Below are 26,851 nucleotides of genomic sequence, written 5' to 3' on the forward strand. Positions count from 1 at the left end.
GGGTGAATCGTGTCCGTCTGAGGTTTAAACACCAATTACCCTTCTATTTTGACAGGATTTGCCGTTGATTCCTCCCCCCAATGGGGAGTATTTTCTTGATCTGAGACACGCTTTTGTTAATCCACACAAAAAAACGGCAACAATACAGCCGTTTTTTTAACATTAGCAGGAACCTGCAAATTGGCCGCCCTAAGCATGCTAAAACAGCACCACCAGAATCTAACGAACTGAAAAATAGAAATAAAAAAAATAAAAACCCAGCCGTCGATTATTCTTTATCCAAAAAAAAGGCCACTGAACGGAATTAATGCGTCAGCGGCCTTTTTTTGCACTTACAAATTGTTACCAGAAAGCGACAGCCTGGTTACTCTAAATCCCTTTCAGGAATAAGGGTATCGTCACCCCCTTCCGAGGTATACGCTCCGTACTGATACCAGGGGTTATTGTCGTTATCCAGTGACTGGAAAATCGCCCGAACCAGCTCGTTTGAACTCTGGCTGTTGCAGCTCAGCAGGTACTCGGTATCAGGCAGCTGCGGTAACCCGTCGCTTCTGCCCAACACGCGCAGTTCCGGGCTCATCATTTCGACCGGGCGCGCGGTGACGCCCAATCCAGCTTTGACTGCTGCACGCACGGCTGAGAGAGTTGAAGCGACATAGGCCAGCCGCCATGGAATGCGCGCGGCATTCAGCGTATCAATGATCATGTCGCGGAAAGGACTTGGGTCATCGAGCAGCACCAGCGGCACGGCTTCGCCGGGTGGCAGAATGTAGTCGGCGGCGCAATACCAGAGCGTTGGTGACGTGCGCAAAGAAATTGAATCAAACTGTGCCAGACGGTGCGTAGTCAGCACTAAATCGACTTCATTCGCCTGTAGCATAACGTCCATTTCGGCATGACGCTTCACACGAACATCCAGCGCCAGCTTCGGATAAACAGAGCTGATTCGGTTGAGCAGGAAAGGCAGGATAGTATCAGCCGATTCATCAGACGAACCGATAGTCAGCATGCCCTGCAACGAGCTAAACATAAGCGATGTGCACGCTTCGTCATTGAAGCGCAGAATTTTGCGGGCATAACCCAGCAGCTGGATGCCGTGTTCTGTGAGCAGTTTGTTTCTGCCATGACGGGCAAACAGTTCTTTACCGACCAGTTGCTCGAGACGTTGCATCTGCTGGCTGACGGCGGACTGAGTCCGGCACACGGCAGCGGCGGCTGCTGCAAAGGTGTTCAGATCGGCGACCGCAACAAACGTTCTCAGCAGATCGAGATCGAGATTCAATATCGGACGATTTGCGTTAATCATAATTCTTCACTTACAGGTTGCTTGTGCTGACCTGCCTGGTTGATGCTGTGCTCTAAGAAAATCAGGCAATTCCTTTTAAATTCTCTCCTCCGAGCCGGCAAGCCGGACGAATACCTGAAAGAGCGTTATTGCATTATAATTGCCTGCCTGCGTCTTAGTGAGCAGACCCCATAGCTATATTTTTGCTTACACCCGGATAACGAATTAATTATTTCTGGCACTTTTATGCGAGATTATTCAAAAAAAAGCGTTACTTTTACGCCGAGTCCTTTAAGAACACTCAACAAAGATGTCAAAAATTACAAACGCATCAGGAAAAACAAAAATACAAGCAATAACATAAAGTTATATTGTTTTAGCAAGCCAGGATATCGCCAATATGGTGATAATCACCGTTTGCTGACCGTGGTATCCTACCGCAAAAACATTATATTTATAAGTGTTATTAGGGTTAATCTTACATAAAATTTTAATTGAAAATCATCACTCAGGAATAAATTAACAATCCGCTGAGATAACTTTGCAATTAATGAAAAATGATTAATTGATTAAATATTCTTTCATTAACAAAACTTAACATTGTATTCACAGAGTAAAGTATTAGACCTCATCTTCTGCTTTGCAAATGCCTTAGCATCTGGGTTCAACACTTTGCAATTCGGCGAACGTCATCATGCAGGAGAGTTGGCGACAGCAGGAGTTAAATCAGTTAAAAATTCAAAAGTTAAGCAAAATAACAACATTAACCACCACCTCTTTTTCATAACATGGTGATTTCTCCAGAAGAAGTGGTGGAATCTCAGGCAAACAAAACACACATCCGTAGCGTGCTGCACAAAATATTGTCCTGCCAACCCTTCAAAATAGCCCTGATGGGGAGTACCTTATTCGGTGCTGACTTCCACGGCAGGGAGTGGCGAAACTAGCGAAAAGGTTAAGATTCATGTCTCCCATCGAAAAATCCAGCAAATTAGATAATGTCTGTTACGACATCCGCGGCCCGGTACTTAAAGAAGCCAAACGTCTTGAAGAAGAAGGCAACAAGGTCCTTAAGCTGAACATTGGCAACCCGGCCCCTTTTGGCTTTGATGCCCCTGACGAAATCCTGGTCGATGTGATCCGCAACCTGCCAACCGCGCAGGGCTATTGCGATTCCAAAGGTCTTTATTCTGCACGTAAAGCCATTATGCAGCATTATCAGGCACGCGATATGCGCGACGTGACGGTGGAAGACATTTACATCGGCAACGGCGTGTCTGAACTGATCGTGCAGGCCATGCAGGCGCTACTCAACAGCGGCGATGAGATGCTGGTCCCCGCTCCGGATTACCCGCTATGGACGGCAGCGGTGTCGCTTTCCAGCGGCAAAGCGGTGCACTATCTGTGTGACGAATCCGCAGGCTGGTTCCCGGATCTGGACGATATTCGCAGTAAAATCACCCCACGCACCCGTGGGATCGTGATCATTAACCCGAACAACCCGACAGGTGCGGTGTACTCCAAAGAGCTGCTGCTGGAGATCGTGGAGATCGCCCGCCAGCATAACCTGATCATTTTTGCTGACGAGATCTACGACAAAATCCTCTATGACGAAGCACAGCATCACTCTATTGCCGCGCTCGCACCGGACCTGCTCACCGTCACCTTTAACGGCCTGTCCAAAACCTATCGCGTCGCAGGTTTCCGCCAGGGCTGGATGGTCCTTAACGGGCCGAAAAAACACGCTAAAGGTTATATCGAAGGGCTGGAAATGCTCGCCTCGATGCGTCTGTGCGCCAACGTTCCCGCACAGCATGCCATTCAGACCGCGCTGGGCGGCTATCAAAGCATCAGCGAATTTATCGTACCGGGCGGGCGCCTGTACGAACAGCGCAACCGCGCCTGGGAGCTCATCAATGAGATCCCGGGCGTCAGCTGCGTGAAGCCTAACGGTGCGCTCTATATGTTCCCGAAAATTGACGCCAAACGCTTTAATATTCACGACGACCAGAAAATGGTGCTCGACTTCCTGCTGCAGGAAAAAGTGCTGCTGGTTCAGGGCTCGGCCTTCAACTGGCCCTGGCCGGACCACGTGCGAATTGTGACCCTTCCCCGCATGGACGATCTGGAAATGTCTATCAACCGCTTCGGTCGGTTCCTCTCCGGATACCGCCAACTATAAACACCCTGGCCGCCGGGTTTGCATCCGGCGGTCAACTCTGCGCACAATGGCTCATCTGTAGTCATGCATCAAGGATCCCCATGAGCCAGAGTCACTTCTTTGCCCATCTCTCCCGTCTGAAACTGATCAATCGCTGGCCGCTGATGCGCAACGTGCGCACCGAAAATGTTTCCGAGCACAGCCTGCAGGTCGCGATGGTGGCCCATGCGCTGGCGGCCATTAAAAACCGTAAGTTCAGCGGTAGCATTAATGCGGAGCGGATTGCGCTGCTGGCGCTGTATCACGACGCCTCCGAAGTGCTGACAGGCGACCTGCCCACGCCGGTGAAGTACTTCAATTCGCAGATTGCCCAGGAATACAAAGCAATCGAGAAAATCGCACAGCAAAAGCTGGTGGATATGGTCCCGGATGAACTGCGTGACATTTTTGAACCGCTGATTGACGAGCGCCACGCAAGTGAAGAAGAAAAAGCCATCGTGAAGCAGGCCGATGCCCTTTGCGCCTACCTTAAGTGTCTGGAAGAGCTCTCCGCGGGCAACAACGAATTTCTTCTGGCAAAAACAAGGCTGGAAAAAACGCTGGAAGCACGCCGCAGCGAAGAGATGGACTACTTCATGCAGATGTTTGTACCGAGCTTCCAGCTTTCGTTGGATGAGATAAGCCAGGATTCCCCGTTGTGATATCGTGCAGCCTCTGATGCCCTCTCCCCCGCCCCTCTCCCACGTGGAGAGGGGCGCAAACACTAAAAACCTTCCCTTACAGGAAGGTTTTGCAATTCACCTTGCCACCGGGGGCAGTTAAAACGGGAACAACACCGGGATAAGAATCACGCACACCACCATCACCATCACCAGCAGCGTAAACGGTACGCCAATTTTCACGAAATCACTGAAGCTGTATTTCCCGGGTCCCAGCACCAGCGTATTGACCGGCGAGGAAACGGGCGTCATAAATGCCGCTGAAGCCGCCATCGCAACCATCATAGCGAACGGGTAAGGCGATACGTCCATTGACCTTGCCGCTGCCAGCGCAATCGGTGCCATCAGCACCGCTGTCGCAGTATTCGAAATAAACAGCCCGATCGTAGCGCACATAACAAACAGACAGATCAGCATGAGATACGGTCCTTGCCCCCCGCCGATTTCCATCAGCCCTTGCACAATCAAATCGACGCCGCCGGTCTTTTGCAGTGCCAGAGCAAACGGCATCATACCAACGATAAGGATAATGCTCGGCCAGTGGATAGCCTTATAAGCGCTCTCGGCGTTGATACAGCGAAACTTGCCCATCAGCAGGCAGGCAATGATTGCCGCGATCGGGTTGGGGATTTCATCGGTAAGCATCAGGGCCACCATCAATACCAGGCAAAACACCGCGTGCGGCGCCTGGCTGTGCGCGGGAGAGGCGTCGTTGACCTCAATCGGCATGTTGTGAACTACAAAGTCCCGCCCGCTCTGTGACAGATGGGCAATCAGTTTCCAGTTCCCCACCACCAGCAGAATGTCGCCGGGCTCAATGGCGTCATCCACCACGGAACCCTCAACGGCTTTGCCCCCACGCTTGAGGCCCGCAACGTTCAGCCCGAAGCGGCTACGGAACTCCATTTCCCTCACCGTTTTGCCTACCAGTTCAGAATCCGGGATCAACGAAACTTCGGCCATGCCCACGTCCAGTGCCTGATCGGAGAAATACTCGCCGCGCAATACCATTGGCTCCAACAGCTGCTCGCTGCAAAACTGGCGCAAATCCACATCCGCGGCGGACATATCAATCAGCAGCACATCGCGGGCGTGGAATTCCGATACGCCGCTGACGTTCACGATCACCCGACGAAAGCGCCGCCAGCGCTCTACGCCGATTACGTTAGCCCCATAGCGTTCGCGCAGCTTCAAATCGTCCAGCCGTTGACCCACCAGCGGCGAGCCAGGGCGAATCGCCAGACGACGCGCGCGGCCATTCAGGCGGTACTCTTTGATCAAATCACGAAACGTGCGTCGTTTATCGTATTTAGGTTCGCCCTCATCGCCCGGCAGCATAAAACGCATCAGCAGCATGTAGACAATACCGAGCGCCAGCACGACCACGCCAATCGGCGTCACGCTGAAGAAGCTGAACCCCTCAAGCCCTTCGCGAATCAGTTCACTGTTGATAACCAGATTAGGCGGCGTGGCGACCAGCGTCATCATGCCGCTGATAAGCCCGGCGAAGCTCAGCGGCATCATCAGCCGCGACGGCGAGGTGTTCATTTGCATGCACACGCTCAGCACCACGGGAATAAAAATCGCCACCACGCCAGTGGAACTCATAAATGCCCCAAGGCCTGCAACGGTCAACATCAGGAAAATCAGCATCTTGATTTCGCTGTTGCCCGCCACTTTCACCAGCCACGCCCCCATACTGGTGGCAACGCCGGTACGCACCAGGCCGTCGCCGATGATAAACAGCGCGGCGATAAGAATGACGTTCGGATCGCTGAAGCCAGAAAATGCTTCGCTTAAGGTGAGCGTGCCGCTCAGGACAAACGCCACAATGACCAGCAGCGCAACGGCATCCATGCGCACTTTGCCGGTCGCAAATAAGAGCACAGCCACGCCCAGCAGCGCTAATACCCACATCAGTTCACTGTTCACAACATATCCTTGTCAGAAAAGAAAGTGCCCAAAGTGTGGCATAAAAAAGCCCCGACGATGCGGGGCTATATCATGCCGTTAGTTCTTCAGTCGAACATCGACGTTGCCATCCGGCTGGCGGATCACGCTCAGCGCCTCCAGCGTTGTCAGCACAAAATCTGCCTCCTCCAGCCGGGGCGCATCATGCGGCACATTCACCGCAATCACACGGCAGCCGGCAGCAAGACCAGACAACATTCCCGCCGCGGCATCTTCCACTACGGCACAGTCTGCAGGTGCAAGCCCCAACAGTTCCGCCCCAAGCAGATATGCATCCGGCTCGGGCTTACCGCGTTTCACCTGCTCCGCCGTGACAAAAATCTTCGCCGCGGGCAGCCCTGCCGCGCGATGGCGGGCGTGTGCGACGGGAATGGAACCGGAAGTGACAATCGCCCATGGAATGCCGCTTTCATCAAGATGGGTGAGCAACGCCAGCGCGCCCGGCAGCGCGGTGATACCATCGATATCTTCCGCTTCAATTTGCTCAAGCCAGGAGAATTCAGCCTGAATTTGCGCTTCGGTTTTGCCCGGAAGGAAATGACGCAGCGAAGTGATCGCCTGCTTACCGTGAATAAAATTCAGGACGTCTTCATGACTGAGGCCGTGTCTGTCGGCCCAGTGGCACCAGGAGCGCTCCACCACCGGCAGGGAGTCCACCAGCGTGCCGTCGAGATCGAATAAAAAGCCTTTGCACTGCACGGCGGCCTCCATCAGGCGTTAATGATCTGGTTAATTTCGTTGCTGCTCAGGTGGTACTGACGCGGGCACGCATGCCATACGCTCAGCATGCGCTGGTATTTTTCCCACATCGGCGTTTGGGCATTAAAGCCGTGTGTACCGGCGTCGAAGTGAGTGTAGCGACCTTCGGTATTCACCATAAAGCGCACGTAGCCGAGGTATCTGGCCTCCGTTGCAGCATCGAAGCCCAGGAAGGTGACGCGGCGCTCGTCGATGGTATTGGCGTCTTTCAGGTTGGTCCAGGAAACATGCAGGGCGTGATACATCTCCATAATATCGATAATCACTCGGCAGGTTTCTTCGGTGAGCTGGCCGAATTCGCGGTCCAGTTCGCGCATTTGCAGGCCGTAGCCGCGCTCGATGATGGTTTGCAGACGGCGATAACGTTCCGCGTTATCCGGATCCATCATGGTCATCATTTTGTACTGATTCGATAAAATCAGACGTTGAGCGTTGGTCATTTCCATTTTCGACTCCTGTGCGCTTAACGCGCATGAAAAAAAGAGGGCCTACAGTATGTATGCCCTCTTTTATATGCGTTTTTGATGGTTAATTACAAATCATCGAGGAAAGTTTTATCCAGTTGTTTGAAGGCGCGCTTAAGCGTGTCAGCTAACGCCTGGTAATCAGGCTTGCCTTCAACCGGGGCCAGCGCCTGACCCGACTCCTGCAATTTACCACGCACTTCATAGAACCAGTTCAGAATCCCCGGCGGAAGCGGCGTAGCTGAACGCTTACCGAGCCACCATAATCCCTGCATCGGCAGGCTGAGAGCAAACAGCGCGGTGGCGACGGCCGGCCCAAGCTGACCACCAAGGGCAATTTGCCAGCAGAGAGTAAAAATGGACACGGGCGGCATAAAGCGGATGGCGTGGCGGGTGGCGCGTATGACGCGGTTTTCTACAAACACTGGAGCAAGGCGTTTTTCCATTGGCCACGTCTTTGCGTAGTGCTGCCCACGGCGGAATGAACTAAAAAAGCTGACCGGGCGGTTCTCGGGTGTCGACATGGCGTTACCTCAACTTCACAGATAAAAAATCAAAATTTCGTGCAAAACAACAACTATGCATGACAACGTTCAAATCATTTTGGCAATAAAGGCGACAATCAGGTATCCTGTGCGGCCTGAGATGGGCGTAGACCCAGTCTCGCGGTTCGTCAAATTATTGCACATTCTGTCATTGGTGGAAAATTGTGCAAAACTGAATGCTGAATCACCCAATTTTCTTTCATCATGCCCGCTAAAAGTATCAGGCATGATGTTAATCATAAATGTCAGCGTCATCCTGCGCTACGCTCTTTGGCTCACTGACGTTTTTTTAGCCACATAAGATTAATAGGTACTTCCATGTCGAGTAAGTTAGTACTGGTTCTGAACTGCGGTAGCTCCTCCCTGAAATTCGCAATCATTGATGCGATTAACGGTGAAGAATACCTTTCTGGTTTGGCCGAATGTTTCCATCTCCCAGAAGCGCGTATCAAGTGGAAAATGGATGGCGGCAAACAAGAAGCGGCTTTAGGTGCAGGCGCCGCTCACAGTGAAGCGCTTAACTTTATCGTTAACACTATTCTGGCACAAAAACCAGAACTGTCTGCTCAGTTGGCTGCTATCGGTCACCGTGTTGTCCACGGCGGCGAGAAGTACACTGGCTCTGTGGTTATCGATGATTCCGTTATTCAGGGCATCAAAGACGCAGCCTCTTTTGCACCGCTGCACAACCCGGCACACCTGATCGGCATCGCGGAAGCGCTGAAATCCTTCCCGAATCTGAAAGACAAAAACGTGGCCGTCTTCGACACCGCGTTCCATCAGACCATGCCGGAAGAATCTTACCTGTATGCCCTGCCGTACAGCCTGTACAAAGAGCACGGCGTTCGTCGCTATGGCGCACACGGCACCAGCCACTTCTTCGTGACTCAGGAAGCCGCTAAGGTCCTGAACAAGCCAGTTAACGAACTGAACATCATCACCTGCCACCTCGGCAATGGTGGTTCCGTTTCTGCTATCCGCAACGGCGAATGTGTTGATACCTCCATGGGTCTGACCCCACTGGAAGGCCTGGTGATGGGTACCCGTTCCGGTGACATCGACCCGGCTATCATCTTCCACCTGCACGACACCCTGGGCATGAGCGTTGACGCTATCAACAAAATGCTGACCAAAGAGTCCGGCCTGCTGGGTCTGACCGAAGTCACCAGCGACTGCCGCTATGTTGAAGACAACTATGAAACCAAAGCAGACGCTAAACGTGCAATGGACGTTTACTGCCACCGTCTGGCGAAATACATCGGTTCCTACACCGCGCTGATGGACGGTCGTCTGGACGCCGTCGTATTCACCGGTGGTATCGGTGAAAACGCCGCGATGGTCCGCGAACTCTCCCTGGGCAAACTGGGCGTTCTGGGCTTCGAAGTTGATCACGAGCGTAACCTGGCTGCCCGTTTCGGCAAGTCTGGCTTCATCAACAAAGAAGGCACCCGCCCTGCCGTGGTCATCCCGACCAACGAAGAGTTGGTTATCGCACAAGACGCAGCTCGTCTGACTGCCTGATTCCACACCGCCAGCCTAGCTGGCGGTGCTGTTTTGTATCCCGCCCTGAGCGGCGGTAACGAAAGAGGATAAACCGTGTCCCGTACAATTATGCTGATCCCTACCGGAACCAGCGTCGGCCTGACCAGCGTCAGCCTTGGCGTTATCCGTGCTATGGAACGCAAAGGCGTTCGTCTGAGCGTCTTTAAGCCAATCGCTCAGCCGCGTGCCGGTGGCGATGCGCCAGACCAGACCACCACTATCGTGCGTGCCAACTCCAATCTGCCAGCGGCTGAACCGCTGAAGATGAGCCACGTTGAATCTCTGCTCTCCAGCAACCAGAAAGACGTGCTGATGGAAGAGATCATCGCCAACTATCACGCTAACGCGAAGGACGCAGAAGTGGTGCTGGTTGAAGGCCTGGTTCCGACCCGCAAACACCAGTTCGCCCAGTCCCTGAACTACGAAATTGCCAAGACGCTGAACGCAGAAATCGTGTTCGTGATGTCTCAGGGCACCGACACTCAGGAAGAGCTGAAAGAGCGTATTGAGCTGACCCGCAGCAGCTTCGGTGGCGTGAAAAACACCAACATCACCGGCGTTATCGTTAACAAACTGAACGCCCCGGTGGATGAGCAAGGCCGTACCCGCCCTGACCTGTCTGAAATTTTCGATGACTCTTCCAAAGCAAAAGTCGTGAAAATCAATGCGGCAGATCTGGCCGCCGCCAGCCCGCTGCCAATTCTGGGTGCAGTACCGTGGAGCTTCGATCTGATTGCCACCCGTGCAATCGATATGGCTCGCCACCTGAATGCCACCATCGTTAATGAAGGCGACATCAACACCCGTCGCGTGAAGTCTGTGACCTTCTGTGCGCGCAGCATTCCGCACATGCTGGAACACTTCCGTGCAGGTTCCCTGCTGGTAACCTCCGCAGATCGTCCGGACGTGCTGGTTGCAGCCTGCCTGGCCGCGATGAACGGCGTTGAAATCGGCGCCATCCTGCTGACCGGCGCTTACGAAATGGACGCGCGCGTCAGCAAGCTGTGCGAACGTGCATTTGCAACTGGCCTGCCGGTCTTCATGGTGAACACCAACACCTGGCAGACCTCTCTGAGCCTGCAGAGCTTCAACCTTGAAGTTCCGGCAGATGACCATGCTCGTATCGAGAAAGTTCAGGAATACGTGGCAAGCCACATCGACGCAAACTGGGTTGAATCCCTGACCGCGACCTCCGAGCGCAGCCGTCGTCTCTCTCCGCCAGCGTTCCGCTACCAGCTGACCGAGCTGGCGCGTAAAGCAGGCAAACGCGTTGTTCTGCCGGAAGGTGACGAACCACGTACTGTGAAAGCTGCGGCAATCTGTGCAGAGCGCGGCATCGCGACCTGTGTGCTGCTCGGCAACCCTGATGCAATCAACCGCGTTGCGGCTGACCAGGGCGTTGAACTGGGTGCAGGCATTGAAATCGTCGATCCGGAAGTGGTTCGTGAAAGCTACGTGGCACGCCTGGTCGAGCTGCGTAAGAGCAAAGGCATGACCGAAGCCGTTGCCCGCGAACAGCTGGAAGACAACGTGGTTCTCGGTACCCTGATGCTGGAACAGAACGAAGTCGACGGCCTGGTTTCCGGTGCTGTTCACACCACCGCCAACACCATCCGTCCACCGCTGCAGCTGATTAAAACGGCGCCGGGCAGCTCTCTGGTTTCTTCCGTGTTCTTCATGCTGCTGCCTGAACAGGTTTACGTTTACGGCGACTGCGCGATCAACCCGGATCCAACCGCTGAACAGCTGGCTGAAATCGCTATCCAGTCTGCGGACTCGGCAACTGCCTTCGGTATCGAGCCACGCGTGGCGATGCTCTCCTACTCCACCGGTACCTCTGGTGCAGGTAGCGACGTAGAAAAAGTGCGTGAAGCGACTCGTCTGGCGCAGGAAAAGCGTCCTGACCTGATGATCGATGGCCCGCTGCAGTACGATGCCGCAGTAATGGCGGACGTTGCGAAATCCAAAGCGCCGAACTCCCCTGTTGCAGGTCGTGCAACCGTGTTCATCTTCCCGGATCTGAACACCGGTAACACCACCTACAAAGCGGTACAGCGTTCTGCCGACCTGATCTCCATCGGGCCGATGCTGCAGGGTATGCGTAAGCCCGTCAACGACCTCTCTCGTGGCGCACTGGTTGACGATATCGTCTACACTATCGCACTGACTGCGATTCAGTCCTCTCAGCAGGACTGATGACTTGCCGGATGGCACTTCGTTTATCCGGCCTACAGGACCCCAGGCCCGGTGAGCGTTAGCACCACCGGGCAACAAAAAGGCGACTCTCAGAGGGTCGCCTTTTTTATTACCAGAAGCAGATCACAGCAGCTCTTTTGCCGCCTTCACTATCTCATCTGCCGTCAGACCATACTCCTGCTGCAGGAAATCCTGGGTGCCCACCTGACCGTAGCGCTCCTTCACGCCGACGCGACGCATCGGTACCGGGCAGGTTTCGACCAGTACTTCCGCTACCGCGGAGCCCAGCCCGTTGTGAATACTGTGGTTTTCACAGGTCACGATGCGCCCGGTTTTCTCGGCATAGTTTTTCACCAGCATTTTATCGATTGGCTTGAGGGTGAACATGTCGATCACCACCGCGCTGACGCCTTCCCGCTCCAGGCGACGCGCAGCTTCCAGCGCCTCTGCAACCATAATGCCATTGGCGATGAGCGTGATATCCGTTCCTTCACGCAGCACGTTGCCTTTACCGATAGTGAAGGTCGAACCTTCCTGATAAACCGACGGCGCCTGCTTGCGGATGGTTCGAACCCAATAAAAGCCCTCGAGGTCGATCAGTTGATTGAGGATATCCTTAAACATGGTGGCATCAGTCACTTCCAGCACCACCGAATTCGCCAGCCCTCGCACGATTCCCATATCTTCAAACGACATGTGCGTTCCGCCGTTGTGGCAGGCCGTCACGCCAGCATCTGAAGCAATCACCTTCACGTTATTGCGCTGGTAATCGAGCGACATAAACAGCTGGTCGAAACAGCGACGGCTGGCAAATGCAGTGAAGGTGTGCACAAACGGTTTTCGCCCGGTCAGCGATAGCCCCGCCGCGGTACCAATCACGTTGGCCTCCATTATTCCGCAGTTAATGACCTGCTGCGGGTATTTTTTGTGCACGCCGTCCATCGCCATCGAACTCATCAGGTCGGCCTCGAGCGCGATAATCTCACTGCCCGCCTCAATCTGTTCGGTGACAAAACCTGCGTAGACTTTACGCATTTCAATCGCGTCTTTTGCGCCTTCAGGTGCAACCTTAATCATGCGCGGCCTCCAGTTGAGCAATCGTTTCAGTGAGCGCCTGTTTCATCTCATCCGTCAGGCGCAGGTGGTGGGAATTACCCAGATTTTCCAGATACGGCACGCCCTGCCCCTTAATGCTGTCGAGGATCACAAGCCTCGGCCGGGCATCCGCTGCCGGTACGGGTTTAACCGCCTCAAGAAGCCCAGGGATGTCATCGCCCTTCACCGTCACCACATCAAAGCCAAAAGCGGTGAATTTCTCGTGCAGATCGAAGGCACAGATAATTTCGTCAAGCTCGCCGTCAAGCTGCTGCTTGTTCCAGTCAACGAACACCGTCAGGTTGTTGAGCCTGTGATGGGCGATAAACTGAAACGCTTCCCAGCACTGCCCCTCGTTCAGCTCACCATCACCGACGATGCAGAATACGCGGTTGCTGCGTCCGGCAAGCTTATGTGAAAGCGCCATACCGCCCGCGATGGAAATCCCCTGGCCCAGCGATCCGGTCGTCGCATCCACGCCGCGCGTTTTGAGCCTGTCCGGATGGCTTGGCAGCTTCGTACCGTTTTGGTTCAGCGTGCTCAGCTCCTCCTGCGGGAAGTAGCCTTTGATCGCCAGCGTGCTGTACAACGCCGGGCCCGCATGGCCTTTTGATAGCACGAAGTAATCGCGCCCTTTCCAGTCCGGATCGCCCGGATCGATGCGCATCACATCGCCGTACAGCACCGCCAGCGTTTCCACCACCGACATGCTGCCGCCATAGTGACCAAAACCTAAATCCGTCAGCGATTTCAGGGTGGCAACGCGAATATCGCGCGCCAGTTGGGTAACCTCTGCAACCGTATTCATTATTTGGCTCCTGTGTTTTGTGGTGAATCGTTCCCGGCCACTTTGTTCTTAGCCAGGTAGTTGAACAGCACCAGCAGCGCGAAAATCACGACCACCAGGCCAGTGATCGCCATCGGCGACAGATAACGAGCGAGATTACCGAGCACAATTCCGACGGCACCAAAATCGGCATCTGAGAAGGTCGTGTTGGCAAAGCCCAGCGCGCCCAGTACCGGCAGCAGTAAAACAGGCAGGAAGGTGATCAACAGACCGTTGGCAAAAGCGCCAATCATCGCGCCACGACGGCCGCCGGTGGCATTACCGAAGACGCCAGCCGTCGCGCCGGTGAAGAAGTGAGGGACGACGCCCGGCAGGATAAGCACCCATTTGAACTGTCCGCAGAGGAAAAGGCCGACCAGGCCACCGAGGAAGCTGAACAGGAAACCAATCAGCACCGCGTTCGGAGCGTAGGGATAGACAACCGGGCAATCCAGCGCCGGACGCGCGTTAGGCACCAGTTTCTCGGAGAAGCCGGTAAAGGCCGGCACAATTTCAGCCAGAATCAGGCGCACGCCCTGCAGAATGATAAATACGCCCGCCGCAAAGGTGATCGCCATGATGATGGCGTAGACGAGATAGTTCTGACCGCTACTGAAGGTGGCTTCGACATACTCGCGCCCTGCGAAAACCGCCATAATCAGGTAGATGATCATCATGGTCAGCGAAATGGAGATGGAGCTGTCTCGCAGGAAGCTCAGGTTTTTCGGCAGGTTCATCTCCTCAGTTGAGCGCGAACCTTTACCTACTTTGCTGCCAATCCAGCCAGACAGCACGTAGCCAAGCGTACCGAAGTGCCCAAACGCAATATCATCATTGCCGGTAATACGCTTCATGTAGCGCTGCGCAATTGCCGGGAAAAACGCCATAATGAGCCCGAGTATCAGCGATCCGGTGAACACCAGACCAATACCTTCGAAGCCCGCCACCGTCAGGATCACGCCAATCATACAGGCCATGTAGAAGGTATGATGGCCGGTCAGGAAAATGTATTTCAGGCGGGTAAAGCGTGCGACAACGATGTTCGCCACCATACCAAAGGCCATGATTAACGCCGTGGCTGCACCATATTTTTCCAGCGCGATAGAGACGATGGCTTCGTTATTCGGGATAATCCCCTGAATGCTGAAAGCGTGTTCAAACATGCCACCTAGCGGGTTCAGCGAGCCAACTAATACGCCCGCACCACCGCCCAGCACAATAAAGCCGAGAATCGTTTTTACCGTGCCTTTAACCACATCAGAAAATGATTTTTTCTGCGCAACCAGACCAATCAGCGCAATTAACCCTACCAGCACTGAAGGTACTTTTAAAATATCGACCACAAAATTAAGCGTTTCGAGGATAAACATAATGGCCCCTCACTCAATGCGGATGGATGATTAACGGCTGGCAAAATAAGCGCTGAGCTTATTTTCCAGTTCATTGATATCAATAATATTGCTGATGACCACCAGCTGATGGTCTGGCACGCTGGCGCTTTCGGCAATGTCCTTTGCCATAACAAAGAGATCGGCCGCACCGGGCGTGGCGGATGAAAGGTCAGAATGTTCTACCTCAGCCTCAATATTGAGTTTTTTAAGCACCTTTTTAATATTCATTTCGACCATAAAACTGCTGCCCAGGCCGGAGCCGCAAATCGCCATAATTTTCATTATTGTTACCTTATTTAATGTAGAGTCAGCCCGCACTTTACCCGAAGATAAAATGTCAGAAGTCAGGGGTAATAAAAAACAATCAGAAGCGTGAAATTATATTTTTAATCTCCTCAAAGGTTTTCGCCTGGTGCAGCAACAGCATATCTTCATCGCTGGAAAAGAGCTCCGCGAGAGATGAAATCATTTCAATGTGACTGTGTTTATCCGGTGCCGCGAGCATAATAATCAGGTCAACCGGATCGTGTTCTTCTGAGCCAAAATTAACGCCGTGTTGCAGCTTCAGAAGCGAAAGACCTAACCCTTTTGCCCCCTCTTCCGGGCGAGCATGTGGCATCGCGAGGCCAGGAGCCAGTACGTAATAGGGCCCCAGCTTATGGTGCTGTTCGATAATGGCCGTAATGTATTCCGGCACGATCGTTTGCGCATCCAGCAGCGGCTGAGCACAGATTTCCAGCGCCTGCGGCCAGCTTTCTACGCTTTCCTGTAAACGCACCGTCCCTTCGTGGATCCATTGACTCAGCATGATCAACTCCTGCAGTGGTAAGGTGGACAAACTTTATGCAAGGCCTTAAGGGCTGACTGTGATGATAGTCACAAAGATAGCGCTACCAAAAAAGGCTGTATCAAATTTGTGATAGCGCTATCAAAATGTGAACAAGCTGTAATAACTCAGCAAAAAGAGGGATTTCAGGCGTATACTGCATGCACTTTCAAAACGAGATTTCAATCAGGAAGAAGCATGTCTCTGACCCGAAAACGCCGCGGCACCGGAAAAGTCACGCTGGCAGATGTGGCACAGCTGGCTGGCGTGGGAACAATGACCGTTTCCCGTGCTTTGCGCACGCCGGAGCAGGTTTCCGATAAGCTGCGGGAAAAGATTGAAGCCGCGGTGCAGACACTGGGATATATGCCAAACCTGGCGGCCAGCGCGCTGGCCTCGGCATCCTCATGGACCATCGGCATGGTGGTGCCAAGCCTGGCCGAATCCGGTTGCTCGGAGATGTTCGCCGGGTTACAACAGGTGCTTCAGCCTGCGGGCTATCAAATCATGCTGGCGGAATCCCGTCACCATCTCGATCAGGAAGAAAAACTGCTGGAGACGTTACTCGCCTCAAACATAGCCGCAGCCATTCTGCTCAGCGTCGAACACAGCGATACCTCCCGCCAGTGGCTGGAGAACAGCTCGATTCCCGTGATGGAAATTGGCGCAAAGCGCGCCGACCCACTCGATATGAATATCGGTATTGATAACGTCGCAGCGATGTTCGAGCTGACGCAAATGCTGATTCAGCGCGGATATCAGAATATTGGTTTGCTGTGCGCCAACCAGGAGCAGTGGATCTTTCAGCAGCACCTGCAGGGCTGGTATAAAGCGATGCTGCGCCATCATATGTCCCCTACGCGAGTCATTAATGCCGCACAGCCCCCCACCTTCTCCACCGGGGCCTCACAGCTGCCGGAGTTTCTGCTGGCCTGGCCGGAGCTGGATGCGCTGGTCTGCGTTTCGGATGAATTAGCCTGTGGTGCGCTGTACGAGTGCCAGCGTCGACGTATCAAGGTGCCGGACGAGCTGGCGATTGTGGGTTTCGGCGACAGCGACGTCAGCCGCGTGTGTCAGCCGCCGCTGACCACCATTTCGGTACCGCACCGACAGATTGGGATTGAAGCAGGACGCGCGCTGTTGGCGCGTCTGAACGATCAAGAGTGGGAGGAAAAAAGCGCCATCGCCGCACGCTTATGCCTGCGGGACAGCTGTTGAATATTACTCGATTTCTTCTTCTTTTTGCGCTTCGTTGTTGGCATTGCGGCTCATCCACAGCGCCAGCGCCTTCAGGGAATCCGGTGTGAATTCATCACAGCGCGCGGTGATCTCTTCCGGTGTCAGCCAGCATACTTCACTCACTTCTTCTTCCTGCAACGCAAACGGGCCGTGCGAGACGCAGCTAAAAAGGCTGCCCCAGACGCGGCAATGCTTATCTTCGAAGTAAAACTGACCGTGGTCGGCAAACGGGACACCGGCAATACCCAGCTCTTCATCCGCTTCACGGCGCGCAGAATCCAGTAATTCTTCATCTGACTGCACCACGCCGCCCGCTGTGGCATCCAGCATTCCCGGCATGAAATCTTTGGTTTCAGTACGGCGCTGCACCAGAATCTTTCCCATACCGTCATGAACCACAATGTAGGTAGCGCGATGACGCAGGCACTGCGCACGCATTTGCTCACGGCTGGCCTGGGCAATGACCTCATTGTCCTCGTTAACGATATCCACCCATTCTGTGCTTGCCAAATTCTGCTCCACCATCAGGAAACCTTCTCTTTAAAAGCGCTCTCACGGCGCGTTTACGGTTGTCGGGTAAATTACGGATTAATTGCGACCTCTGCAATAACGCGTTGATCATTGAGTGCTAAAACACGCAGTTTATTGCTCTCCATCATGCCATAGCTGGCGCTGTAGCCGCCTTTTGGGATACTCACGGAGCCAGGATTAAAGTGGAAGATTTCCCCTTTACGAACGGCGACCGGAATATGAGTATGGCCGTAAACCAGCACATCGCCAGCGGACAGGGCTGGCACGTTGTCCGGGCCAAACAGATGACCGTGCGTCAAAAACAAGCGTTGACTGGACGTTAGCACCTGCTGCCACGGCGCGGTAAGGGGAAAGTGCAGCAGCATCTGATCCACTTCACTGTCGCAGTTGCCCCGCACGGCAATAATCCTGTCGGCAACGCTGTTCAGGCACGTTGCGACATCGGCGGGAGCATACCCTTCTGGCAAAGCATTGCGCGGGCCGTGATTAAGCACATCTCCCAGGATAACCAGATAGCGCGCCCCACTTTGAGCAAACAGAGAGAGTACGCGTTCAGCGGCGGGCAAGGAGCCGTGAATGTCTGACGCAAACATCAGTTTCATCAATTATTCCTCCACGAAAAACCGCACTATATTAACGGATTATCCTGCCCGGTTCAGCCTGCGTGTTTAGCTGACAGCGCGACGAATCGCTGGACTGATGCGCGCTGCCACTGGAATGCCGCGTAATCGGCAAGCGCTTCCGGGACGTCGTCACCGTTGAGGACGAGCCGGTTCAGCATCAGCGCCAGATCGGTATCAGCAATCGACCATTCACCAAACAGATTGGGTTTACCGTGTGACAACAGCGCGCCTGCTGTATCGAACAGCTTTGCGGCGGCGGCCTGGCCGTTTGCCGTCAGCACAGGCTTTTTCACACCGCCAAAAATGACGTCGGTGGAACGCTCTTCACGGATTGGCATCAAGTCACTGCGCAGCCACGCCTGAATTTGCCGGGCACGGGCACGCTTTTCAATATCGTGAGGATAGAGCCGTTCCCACTGCGGCGGCGCGAAACGCTCGTCCAGGAATTCAGTAATGGCCGAGGACTCGGACAGCTCAAAGGCATCCACTTCCAGCAGCGGCACGCGACGGGTTAAGCCGTATCCTTTCCAGCCCGCCTGTAAGTGTTCACCTTTGTTCAAATCAACCGTTTTCAGGCTAAACGTCAGTCCTTTTTCCTGTAAAGCAACATACACGGACATCACATACGGCGAGTAAAAATGGGCATCGGACCACAGCGTAATCACAGGACGAGTCATAGCTTCCTCAACGGTTTGCGGGGAGAAACATCAACATATCGCGTCTTTGTGAAGCTGTCACTTGATGAAAACTCACACAATTGTCTTAAGCACCTATACTCCTGTTGTCATGAAAATAACCCAAATCCGGGAGTTAAAATGATTGACCTCTATTACGCCCCTACGCCAAACGGCCACAAAATTACGCTTTTTTTGGAGGAAGCCCAGCTCGCGTACCGCATCATTCGCGTAGATATCAGTAAAGGCGACCAGTTTCGCCCGGAGTTTCTTTCGCTTTCCCCAAACAATAAAATTCCTGCCATTGTCGACCATGTTCCCGCCGACGGCGGCGCACCGCTGAGCCTGTTTGAATCAGGTGAAATCCTGCTCTACCTGGCGGAAAAATCGGGAAAACTATTAAGCGGTGAGCTGCGGGAAAGACATAAAACGCTGCAGTGGCTTTTCTGGCAGGTAGGCGGTCTGGGGCCAATGCTTGGACAAAACCATCATTTTAACCATTTCGCCCCGCAGCCTGTCCCCTACGCCATTGAACGCTATCAGGTTGAAACCCAGCGTCTTTATAACGTGCTGAACAAACGTCTGGAAACCTGCCCCTGGCTTGGCGGTGAGCATTACAGCATTGCTGATATCGCCTGCTGGCCGTGGATCAATGCCCATCAGCGCCAGCGCATCGATCTGCAAAACTTCCCGGCCGTGAACAACTGGGTTGAGCGCATTCGCCAGCGCCCGGCAACCGAACGGGCTATGCAGAAGGTCCACGCGTAATAAAGGGAGTTTGTGTATCATGGCCGGGATAACAACAAGGAGGAAGCCTGCAATGTCTCAGCCAGACGCCATTATTCGTATCAAGAACCTGCGCCTGCGTACCTTTATCGGCATCAAAGAAGAAGAAATCGCTAATCGCCAGGATATCGTCATTAATGTGACCATCCACTACCCGGCGGAAAACGCGAGGGAAAGTGAAGACATCAACGATGCGCTGAATTACCGCACGATTACCAAACGCATCATCGGGCATGTGGAAAACAACCGATTCTCTTTGCTGGAAAAATTAACTCAGGATGTGCTCAACATCGCATGCGAACATCACTGGGTCACTTATGCTGAAGTAGAAATCGATAAACTTCACGCGCTGCGGTATGCCGACTCCGTCTCCATGACCATGAGCTGGCGGCGTTAAGTACAACCCGGAGGGGGTATGAAGATCCTGATTACCGGTGGCACCGGCCTGATAGGCCGTCATTTGATTCCACGCCTGCTGGAATCAGGACACAACGTTATTGTCGTTACCCGCAGCCCTGACAAAGCACGTCAGCAGCTGGATGCGCGCGTTGAGTTCTGGAAAGGACTCAACGCGCGCAGCACGCTTGACGGCATTGATGCCGTCATTAATCTCGCCGGAGAGCCCATTGCCGATAAGCGCTGGACCGAAGAACAAAAACAGCGCCTGTGCAACAGCCGCTGGCAAATCACCCAAAAACTTGTGGATCTGTTTGCCGCAAGCGATCAGCCGCCGCGCGTACTGATTTCAGGTTCAGCTGCCGGTTATTATGGCGATCTTGGCGAAGTTGTCGTCACGGAAGAAGAGCCACCTCATAACGAATTTACCCACAAGCTATGCGCTCGCTGGGAGCAAATCGCCTGCGGCGCACAGAGTGACACAACCCGCGTTTGTCTTTTGCGTACCGGCGTGGTCTTAGCGCCAAAAGGCGGCATCCTCGGCAAAATGGTGCCTCCCTTCAAGCTTGGCCTGGGCGGCCCGATGGGTAACGGTCGGCAATATCTGGCATGGATCCACATCGACGATATGGTAAACGGGATCCTGTGGCTGCTGAATAATGATTTGCGCGGCCCGTTCAATCTGGTTTCCCCTTATCCGGTGCGTAATGAGCAGTTCGCCCACGCGCTCGGGCACGCCCTGCATCGCCCTGCCGTTCTGCGCGCTCCGGCCATGGCGGTAAAACTGCTAATGGGCGAATCTTCCGTATTGGTGTTAGGCGGCCAACGCGCGCTGCCGAAACGACTGGAGGATTCAGGCTTTGCCTTTCGCTGGTACGATCTTGAGGAAGCGCTGGCAGACGTGCTTGCCTGAAGGTAACCCCATCACGCTCTGACGGTACATTCCAGTGCAACGTTTGCAATAGCGCTGGAATGCTGGCCGCAATTCGTTAATTTCCCTACCCATTTTCGCTTTACGCCGATCTTATTTCCCCTGACTACGCGTACTCTCTCCGTTTGCGCAGCGATGTTTTTTTGCGCAACAAGAATGTTGACATGCGTCAACTCACTATGCATACTGCACAGGAAAGAATGATGAAGGAACATCCTGATAAACACATTCGTACAGCAATTCGCTATGCCGAGTCTCAGGGCTGGATTTTTACTTCAGGTGGTAACAGTTCACACTGCTATGGACGCCTGAAGTGCGGCATACCCGAACATCGCCAGCACATGATGAGTATCTGGTCTACGCCCGGCAGTCCGCAACATCATGCCAGGCAAATCATCAGAAAGGTCGAAAGCTGTTTGCCACTTGCCATCGAACCTGAAACCTAAAAAGCCAGAAAAACTCCAGGGAGCCACTTATGCCGCTGTTCAATTTTACTCTGACGCTTTCAGGCGTCACCGCCGACACACAAGGGCTTGAAGACGCCCTGTTTACCGCAGGCTGCGACGATGCGCTGATCTGTTTCTACGGCACCTCGGTCTACCTCGATTTCGATCGGCAAAGCGAAAGCCTGGCTCAGGCCGTGCTCTCCGCCGTCAATAACATTGAATCCGCCGGGCTGGGCGCCCGCGTGGAGTCGGTCGATTCAACCCTCGTCGGGCTCAGCGACATCGCTGAGCTGACAGGCCTCACCCGACAGGCTATCGCTCTGCTTAAAGATGGCACCAGGGGCTCACGCCAGTTTCCTGGCCCGGTGCAGCGCGTTAAAGGCAACTCTCCTCTCTGGCACTGGCGCACCGTTGTTGACTGGCTGGCAAGCGAAGGTCGTATACCAGCGGAATCCCCGCTGATTGCCAATGCACACATCCTGGACAGCCTGAACCTTGCGTTACAGCTCCGCTCTTCGCTCGAAAAAAACAGGGTAATGCACTATCTCCAGCAGCTTGAACAGCAAAATACCGCCGCCATTACTCAATGATTCAGGAACCAAATGCCCGAGCTCATCACATCACGACTGACGCTTTCTCCACTGCGTGAAGCTGACTGGCCCTGTTTCCTGACGCTACGTCGCGATCCGCAAGTGACGCGCTTTATGGGGGCGCTGCTTTCTGAGGAAGCTATCAGGCTGAAATTCAACTCACGTCTGGGTGGAAACATTTTTATTATTCGAGACAGACAGGGTGAAGCCGTAGGAGACGTTGGATTACAAATCAGCTCAGCGAATCAACGGGAAGCGGATATTGGCTACGCGCTATTGCCGCAGGCACAAGGGCAAGGTTATGCGCAAGAGGCCGTGAGCGCCGTCTGTGAGTATGGTTTTTGCACACTTGGGCTTTCCGCCATTAACGCCTGGGTGCTGGCAGAAAATAGCGGCTCGGTGAGGCTGCTGGAAAAGCTGAGTTTTGTGCGCGAGCAGGTTCTGGAAAAGGCTGTTGAGATAAACGGCGTATTTTACGACGACTGGGTCTATCGGCGGGTAAAATAAGGCCCCTCGCCATGCAGACGAGGGGAGAGTTTTACTTCAGAGAACCTTTAAGAAACTGCTGTAAACGGGTGCTTTTCGGATTACCGAATACCTCATCAGGATGCCCTTCTTCTTCGATCCGCCCCTGATGCAGGAAAATCACGTGGGAAGAGACATCGCGGGCAAAGCCCATCTCATGCGTCACCACCACCATGGTTTTCCCCTCTTCCGCCAGCTTCTGCATGATGCGCAGCACTTCCCCCACCAGCTCAGGATCGAGCGCGGAGGTGGGTTCATCAAACAGCAGCACTTCAGGCTCCATGGCTAACGCTCGCGCGATGGAGACACGCTGCTGCTGGCCGCCCGAAAGATGCACCGGATATTTAATCTGCTGGCGCTCATCGATGCCCACTTTTGCCAGGTATTTGACCGCGCGGTCACGCGCTTCCTGCTTGCTGAGGCCGAGCACCTGAATCGGCGCTTCCATAACGTTTTCCAGCACCGTCATGTGGCTCCACAGGTTGAAGTGCTGAAACACCATCGTTAAGCGGGTACGCAGCAGGCGCAGCTGGTTTTTATCCGCCACTTTCAGCTGGCCGTCCTTGTCGCGCACCAGACCAATCGTCTGCCCGCTGACCACAATATTGCCTTCGCTCGGTTTTTCGAGAAAGTTGATGCAGCGCAGGAAGGTACTTTTTCCTGAGCCGGACGAGCCAATAATACTGATCACATCGCCCGCATTGGCCTTCAGTGATACCCCTTTCAGCACCTCATGTTCGCCGTAGCGCTTGTGCAGATCGATAACGTTTAGTTTGTTGTCAGGCATGATGTTCTCAGTGTGTCGAAGAGGGTTTCACATGTTGCAGCCAGCGTTTTTCCGCTTTACGGAACAGGCTAATCAGCACATAAGAGATAATCAGATACAGCACCGCAGCAATGCCGAACGCGGTGAACGGCTGGTAGGTTGCGGAGTTAATATCACGGGCAATTTTCAGCAGGTCTGGCACGGTCGCGGTAAAAGCCAGCGCCGTGGAGTGCAGCATCAGAATCACTTCGTTGCTGTAGGCCGGAAGCGCAATACGCAGCGCCGAAGGCAAAATGATGCAGCGGTAGAGTTTCACGCCGGAAAAACCATAGGCGCGAGCCGCCTCAATTTCACCTGCCGGAACCGATCGTATGGCCCCTGCAAAAATCTCTGTGGTATAAGCGCAGGTATTAAGCGTTAACGCCAGCACCGTACAGTTCAGGCCGCTGCGGAAAAAAGCATTCAGCAGTTCTGTCCCTTTCACGATTTCAAGCGTGTACATCCCTGAATAAAAGACCAGCAGCTGAACGTAGAGCGGCGTACCGCGAAAAATATAGGTGAACAGCCAAATCGGAAACTGAATGTATTTGTTACTGGAGACGCGACCAATGGCGAGGAACACCGCCAGAATCCCGCCCATCACCACGGAAGAAATCAGCAGCCAAAGCGTGATCGCCACGCCGGTAAAGCGATAGCCGTCGGTCCACAGCAGGGACTTCCAGTACTCCTGAATAATCTCGATCACAGGTCAGCCCTCTTCACACCCACGGAATAGCGACGCTCGAGCAGAAGCAGCACACCATTAGAGACCGTTGTGAACACCAGATAAATCACGCCGCAGACGATAGCGAAGTAGAACGGTTCCCACGTACTTTTCCCGGCAAGCTGCGTGGCTTTCACCACGTCTTCCAGGCCAAGCAGAGAAACCAGCGCCGTCGCTTTGAGAATAACCTGCCAGTTGTTGCCGATTCCGGGCAGCGCAAAGCGCATCATGGCCGGAAAGAGGATCCGCACAAACGTCTGCCTGGAAGTAAAGCCAAACGCCGTTGCGGCCTCAATATGTCCTTTGGGCACTGCGAGAAACGCCCCACGGAAGGTTTCGGTAAAATAAGCGCCGTAGATAAAACCAAGAGTAATGATACCGGCGATCATCGGATCGATATCGAACTGCGTCAGCCCCATAGCATCGGTAATGCTGTTCAGGGCAATTTGCAGGCCGTAGAAGATAAGCAGCATCAGCACCAGATCCGGTACGCCGCGAATTAACGTGGTGTAGGCTTCAAACAGCAGCGCCAGCGCACGATTGCCGGACAGCTTGCCCGCAGCCCCCGCCAGGCCAATGAGCACGGCCAGCACGACGGAACTAAGGGCCAGCTCAAGGGTGACCAGCGCACCCTGTAATATGACTTGTGAAAACCCGTACAGCATTGAGCCTGTCCTGTCAGTCAAACCACCGCGAGCCCCGGGAACGTCGGCGCTCACGGTGAAAACGGCAATTACTCGCCGTATACGTTAAAATCGAAATACTTCTTCGCCAGCTTGTCGTAGGTGCCGTCGGCGCGCATTTCGGCAAAAGCTTTATTCAGGGCAACACGCAGTTCGTTATCCTCTTTACGCAGGCCCATACCGGTCCCCACGCCGAACAGTTTTTCATCCTTAATAGACGGGCCGCCAAACTGATAATCTTTGCCAACCGGCTGCTTAAGGAACCCTTCGCTTGCCGCCACTTCATCCTGGAACGCGGCATCAATGCGCCCGGCCGTCAGGTCAGAATAGATGTTGTCCTGGCCCTGATAGGAGACAATTTCGATGCCTTTCGGTGCCCAGTGCTCGTTGCCATAGGTTTCCTGTGTGGTGCCCTGAAGAACGCCCACGCGTTTACCTTTCAGCGTGGCCAGGTCCGGCGTGACCGGGCTGCCCTTTTTCACCACCAGGCGAGAATCTGCGGCATAGAGTTTGTCGGTGAAGGCAATCTGCTGCTGGCGTTTTTCCGTAATGGAGAGTGAGGACATAATGGCGTCGATTTTTTTCGCCTGCAGCGACGGGATCAGCGCATCCAGCGGGTTCTCAACGAAGGTACATTGCGTATTAATACGCTTACAGAGCTCTTTAGCCAGATCGATATCAAAACCAACCAGTTCACCCTGCGCATTCTTGGATTCGAAGGGAGCATAAGTCGGATCTGTGCCAATGCGGATTTTCTGCGGAATGGCTGCGAAGACCGTAGAAACGCTGGAAAGTGCCAGCACAAGAGAAAGAGACAACGCCAGTTTTTTCATAACCATCCTCAACAGACTGTCATTTAACGGGTAATCAGAAGTATCAGAGCAGTTATCGTGCCACCATTCATGCGGATAAGGCAAAAGGTTATCGGGGCAAGTACGCACTTTTTTGCATGAAAGATGCTTAACTATGCATTATCGCACCATTTTAGTGCATCAATTGCACCACCAAAAAGCAAAACCCGGTTATGCCGCACATGTATAGATAACTGCTCAGCCCGCAAGGCCCGGTTACCCGGGCCAGGACAGTCTTAGTCACCGTAGACGTTAAAGTCGAAGTACTTCTTCGCCATCTTGTCGTAGGTGCCATCTTTGCGCAGCGAATCGAACGCTTTGTCGAAAGCCGCTTTCAGCTCGGTATCATCTTTACGCAGGCCGACACCGGTGCCGTCACCGAAGTATTTTTTGTCCTTCACGGATGGGCCCGCAAAAGCAAAGTCTTTCCCGGCAGGCTGTTTGAGGAAGCCCTCGCTCGCGGCGACTTCATCCTGGAAAGCAGCATCCAGGCGGCCAGCAGCCAGGTCAGAATAAATCAGGTCCTGGTTCTGATAGGCCACCACGTCGACGCCCTGGCTACGCCATTTGTCGTTGCCGTAAGTTTCCTGAATAGAGCCCTGCAATACGCCCACGTGCTTGCCTTTAAGCGATTCGATAGTTGGCACGATCGGCGAACCTTTCGCCGCGATCAGTCGCGAGTCAGCAGCATACAGTTTCTCGGAGAAATTAATCTCCTGCTGGCGTTTTTCGGTGATGGAGAGAGAGGAGATGATGGCGTCAATTTTCTTCGCCTTCAGGGACGGAATCAGGGAATCGAAATCGCTGCCAACCCAGGTGCATTTCACCTGCATGCGCTTGCACATCTCATTACCCAAATCGATATCAAAGCCGACAAAATCCCCTTTCGCGTCCTTGGAAGAGAACGGAGCGTAGGTGGCGTCAGTCCCGATACGAACAGTCTGCGGCAGCGCAGCAAAGACGCTGGAAGCACTGCCGATCCCAAGCATTAAAGAGAGAGCCAGAACTGTCTTCTTCATACATTACCCTTAAGTGTCGTGATGCTGTTGCGTGTTATGTCGTTGTGTTGTGTGTAGCAGAACTGCTCTGCACGTTTTATGCCACCTTAACGAGCTGCTCAAAAAAACAGCGTTAAATGTGTTAATGAGATAGTTGCGGAGTTGTCTTAGAAATGAAAGATAACAGCAATGGCAAATAAACCGCAGCGCTAAACGGTGAAAAAGGGGATTAAATGTTGAGGATTTGATCGGGATTACAAAATCGCCCG

General features: G+C 53.7%; 29 protein-coding genes. 11 read left to right on the forward strand and 18 right to left on the reverse strand.

What is annotated here, in order from left to right; genetic code table 11:
* Positions 1–364: 364 nt before the first annotated feature.
* The gene (lrhA, locus tag AB1287_RS14815; protein WP_312625266.1) at positions 365–1,306 is read right to left on the reverse strand and encodes a transcriptional regulator LrhA; all 942 of its coding nucleotides are present in this window, start codon (positions 1,304–1,306) and stop codon (positions 365–367) included.
* 943 nt (positions 1,307–2,249) lie between these two features.
* Between lrhA and alaA the strand changes: the two genes are divergently transcribed.
* Together alaA and yfbR are read left to right on the forward strand one after the other, a co-directional pair.
* Positions 2,250–3,467 carry an alanine transaminase AlaA gene (gene alaA / locus AB1287_RS14820; RefSeq protein WP_312625265.1) on the forward strand — a complete coding sequence of 406 codons (1,218 nt, stop codon included), beginning with the start codon at positions 2,250–2,252 and terminating at the stop codon, positions 3,465–3,467.
* 80 nt (positions 3,468–3,547) lie between these two features.
* A complete protein-coding gene (gene yfbR, locus AB1287_RS14825; RefSeq protein WP_435618261.1) occupies positions 3,548–4,147 on the forward strand; it encodes a 5'-deoxynucleotidase in 600 nt (199 codons plus the stop codon).
* A gap of 117 nt (positions 4,148–4,264) precedes the next feature.
* On the opposite strand, the gene AB1287_RS14830 is transcribed toward yfbR, so the two are convergent.
* From AB1287_RS14830 to yfbV, 4 genes are all read right to left on the reverse strand, one after another.
* A complete protein-coding gene (locus tag AB1287_RS14830; RefSeq protein WP_435618262.1) occupies positions 4,265–6,097 on the reverse strand; it encodes an SLC13 family permease in 1,833 nt (610 codons plus the stop codon).
* Between the two features lie 78 nt (positions 6,098–6,175).
* On the reverse strand, positions 6,176–6,835 hold the full coding sequence (locus AB1287_RS14835) for a sugar phosphatase (protein ID WP_435618263.1): 660 nt from the start codon (positions 6,833–6,835) through the stop codon (positions 6,176–6,178).
* Between the two features lie 11 nt (positions 6,836–6,846).
* On the reverse strand, positions 6,847–7,341 hold the full coding sequence (locus AB1287_RS14840) for a YfbU family protein (protein ID WP_435618264.1): 495 nt from the start codon (positions 7,339–7,341) through the stop codon (positions 6,847–6,849).
* Positions 7,342–7,427: 86 nt separating this feature from the next.
* The gene (yfbV, locus tag AB1287_RS14845) at positions 7,428–7,883 is read right to left on the reverse strand and encodes a terminus macrodomain insulation protein YfbV (protein WP_435618265.1); all 456 of its coding nucleotides are present in this window, start codon (positions 7,881–7,883) and stop codon (positions 7,428–7,430) included.
* A 339-nt stretch (positions 7,884–8,222) separates the two neighbouring features.
* Here yfbV and ackA point away from each other — a divergent pair, with 339 nt between their 5' ends.
* On the forward strand, positions 8,223–9,425 hold the full coding sequence (gene ackA, locus AB1287_RS14850; protein ID WP_312625258.1) for an acetate kinase: 1,203 nt from the start codon (positions 8,223–8,225) through the stop codon (positions 9,423–9,425).
* A gap of 75 nt (positions 9,426–9,500) precedes the next feature.
* Positions 9,501–11,642 carry a phosphate acetyltransferase gene (gene pta, locus AB1287_RS14855; protein ID WP_312625256.1) on the forward strand — a complete coding sequence of 714 codons (2,142 nt, stop codon included), beginning with the start codon at positions 9,501–9,503 and terminating at the stop codon, positions 11,640–11,642.
* A gap of 123 nt (positions 11,643–11,765) precedes the next feature.
* Here pta and AB1287_RS14860 read toward each other — a convergent pair whose 3' ends face one another.
* The 5 genes from AB1287_RS14860 to AB1287_RS14880 form a co-directional block, all read right to left on the reverse strand.
* Entirely contained in the window at positions 11,766–12,719 is a 954-nt protein-coding gene (locus tag AB1287_RS14860; RefSeq protein WP_312625253.1) for a transketolase family protein, read from the reverse strand.
* Positions 12,712–13,545 carry a transketolase gene (locus AB1287_RS14865; RefSeq protein WP_312625251.1) on the reverse strand — a complete coding sequence of 278 codons (834 nt, stop codon included), beginning with the start codon at positions 13,543–13,545 and terminating at the stop codon, positions 12,712–12,714. The genes AB1287_RS14860 and AB1287_RS14865 overlap by 8 nt, the downstream gene beginning before the upstream one ends.
* The gene (locus AB1287_RS14870) at positions 13,545–14,933 is read right to left on the reverse strand and encodes a PTS ascorbate transporter subunit IIC (RefSeq protein WP_435618266.1); all 1,389 of its coding nucleotides are present in this window, start codon (positions 14,931–14,933) and stop codon (positions 13,545–13,547) included. Before AB1287_RS14870 ends, AB1287_RS14865 begins: the two co-directional genes overlap by 1 nt.
* Before the next feature lie 30 nt (positions 14,934–14,963).
* Entirely contained in the window at positions 14,964–15,236 is a 273-nt protein-coding gene (locus tag AB1287_RS14875) for a PTS sugar transporter subunit IIB (protein WP_097161745.1), read from the reverse strand.
* 82 nt (positions 15,237–15,318) lie between these two features.
* Entirely contained in the window at positions 15,319–15,762 is a 444-nt protein-coding gene (locus AB1287_RS14880) for a PTS sugar transporter subunit IIA (protein ID WP_312625249.1), read from the reverse strand.
* Positions 15,763–15,978: 216 nt separating this feature from the next.
* Between AB1287_RS14880 and AB1287_RS14885 the strand changes: the two genes are divergently transcribed.
* Positions 15,979–16,998 carry a LacI family DNA-binding transcriptional regulator gene (locus tag AB1287_RS14885; RefSeq protein ID WP_312625248.1) on the forward strand — a complete coding sequence of 340 codons (1,020 nt, stop codon included), beginning with the start codon at positions 15,979–15,981 and terminating at the stop codon, positions 16,996–16,998.
* Between the two features lie 3 nt (positions 16,999–17,001).
* On the opposite strand, the gene yfcD is transcribed toward AB1287_RS14885, so the two are convergent.
* From yfcD to yfcF, 3 genes are read right to left on the reverse strand one after another with little or no spacing between them, the layout of a single operon-like run.
* Positions 17,002–17,544: an NUDIX hydrolase YfcD gene (gene yfcD / locus AB1287_RS14890; RefSeq protein ID WP_312625247.1), complete on the reverse strand. Its 543-nt coding sequence runs from the start codon at positions 17,542–17,544 to the stop codon at positions 17,002–17,004.
* 56 nt (positions 17,545–17,600) lie between these two features.
* Positions 17,601–18,152 (reverse strand): phosphodiesterase, encoded by a 552-nt coding sequence (yfcE, locus tag AB1287_RS14895; RefSeq protein WP_312625246.1) that lies wholly within the window; start codon positions 18,150–18,152, stop codon positions 17,601–17,603.
* Positions 18,153–18,205: 53 nt separating this feature from the next.
* Positions 18,206–18,850 (reverse strand): glutathione transferase, encoded by a 645-nt coding sequence (gene yfcF / locus AB1287_RS14900; RefSeq protein WP_312625245.1) that lies wholly within the window; start codon positions 18,848–18,850, stop codon positions 18,206–18,208.
* Positions 18,851–18,988: 138 nt separating this feature from the next.
* Between yfcF and yfcG the strand changes: the two genes are divergently transcribed.
* The 6 genes from yfcG (at position 18,989) to AB1287_RS14930 (ending at position 22,503) form a co-directional block, all read left to right on the forward strand.
* Complete coding sequence (yfcG, locus tag AB1287_RS14905; RefSeq protein ID WP_312625244.1) at positions 18,989–19,615, forward strand: GSH-dependent disulfide bond oxidoreductase; 627 nt, start codon at positions 18,989–18,991, stop codon at positions 19,613–19,615.
* A gap of 52 nt (positions 19,616–19,667) precedes the next feature.
* Positions 19,668–20,030: a dihydroneopterin triphosphate 2'-epimerase gene (gene folX, locus AB1287_RS14910; protein ID WP_312625243.1), complete on the forward strand. Its 363-nt coding sequence runs from the start codon at positions 19,668–19,670 to the stop codon at positions 20,028–20,030.
* An 18-nt stretch (positions 20,031–20,048) separates the two neighbouring features.
* Complete coding sequence (locus AB1287_RS14915; protein ID WP_312625242.1) at positions 20,049–20,942, forward strand: TIGR01777 family oxidoreductase; 894 nt, start codon at positions 20,049–20,051, stop codon at positions 20,940–20,942.
* Between the two features lie 221 nt (positions 20,943–21,163).
* Positions 21,164–21,406 (forward strand): hypothetical protein, encoded by a 243-nt coding sequence (locus AB1287_RS14920; RefSeq protein WP_435618303.1) that lies wholly within the window; start codon positions 21,164–21,166, stop codon positions 21,404–21,406.
* A 29-nt stretch (positions 21,407–21,435) separates the two neighbouring features.
* Positions 21,436–21,996 (forward strand): DNA-binding protein, encoded by a 561-nt coding sequence (locus AB1287_RS14925; protein WP_435618267.1) that lies wholly within the window; start codon positions 21,436–21,438, stop codon positions 21,994–21,996.
* Between the two features lie 12 nt (positions 21,997–22,008).
* Positions 22,009–22,503 carry a GNAT family N-acetyltransferase gene (locus AB1287_RS14930; RefSeq protein ID WP_435618268.1) on the forward strand — a complete coding sequence of 165 codons (495 nt, stop codon included), beginning with the start codon at positions 22,009–22,011 and terminating at the stop codon, positions 22,501–22,503.
* 31 nt (positions 22,504–22,534) lie between these two features.
* Here AB1287_RS14930 and hisP read toward each other — a convergent pair whose 3' ends face one another.
* The 5 genes from hisP to argT all read right to left on the reverse strand — a co-directional run bounded on the left by hisP (position 22,535) and on the right by argT (position 26,603).
* On the reverse strand, positions 22,535–23,308 hold the full coding sequence (gene hisP, locus AB1287_RS14935; protein ID WP_312625239.1) for a histidine ABC transporter ATP-binding protein HisP: 774 nt from the start codon (positions 23,306–23,308) through the stop codon (positions 22,535–22,537).
* Between the two features lie 7 nt (positions 23,309–23,315).
* Positions 23,316–24,032 carry a histidine ABC transporter permease HisM gene (gene hisM / locus AB1287_RS14940; RefSeq protein ID WP_312625238.1) on the reverse strand — a complete coding sequence of 239 codons (717 nt, stop codon included), beginning with the start codon at positions 24,030–24,032 and terminating at the stop codon, positions 23,316–23,318.
* Positions 24,029–24,715 carry a histidine ABC transporter permease HisQ gene (locus tag AB1287_RS14945; protein WP_312625237.1) on the reverse strand — a complete coding sequence of 229 codons (687 nt, stop codon included), beginning with the start codon at positions 24,713–24,715 and terminating at the stop codon, positions 24,029–24,031. Before AB1287_RS14945 ends, hisM begins: the two co-directional genes overlap by 4 nt.
* A gap of 68 nt (positions 24,716–24,783) precedes the next feature.
* Complete coding sequence (hisJ, locus tag AB1287_RS14950; protein WP_312625236.1) at positions 24,784–25,566, reverse strand: histidine ABC transporter substrate-binding protein HisJ; 783 nt, start codon at positions 25,564–25,566, stop codon at positions 24,784–24,786.
* A gap of 254 nt (positions 25,567–25,820) precedes the next feature.
* Positions 25,821–26,603: a lysine/arginine/ornithine ABC transporter substrate-binding protein ArgT gene (argT, locus tag AB1287_RS14955; protein ID WP_312625235.1), complete on the reverse strand. Its 783-nt coding sequence runs from the start codon at positions 26,601–26,603 to the stop codon at positions 25,821–25,823.
* Between the last annotated feature and the right edge of the window lie 248 nt (positions 26,604–26,851).

The sequence above is a fragment of the Scandinavium sp. UTDF21-P1B genome (assembly GCF_040750395.1).
In the GTDB taxonomy this organism is placed as follows: Bacteria; Pseudomonadota; Gammaproteobacteria; order Enterobacterales; family Enterobacteriaceae; genus Scandinavium.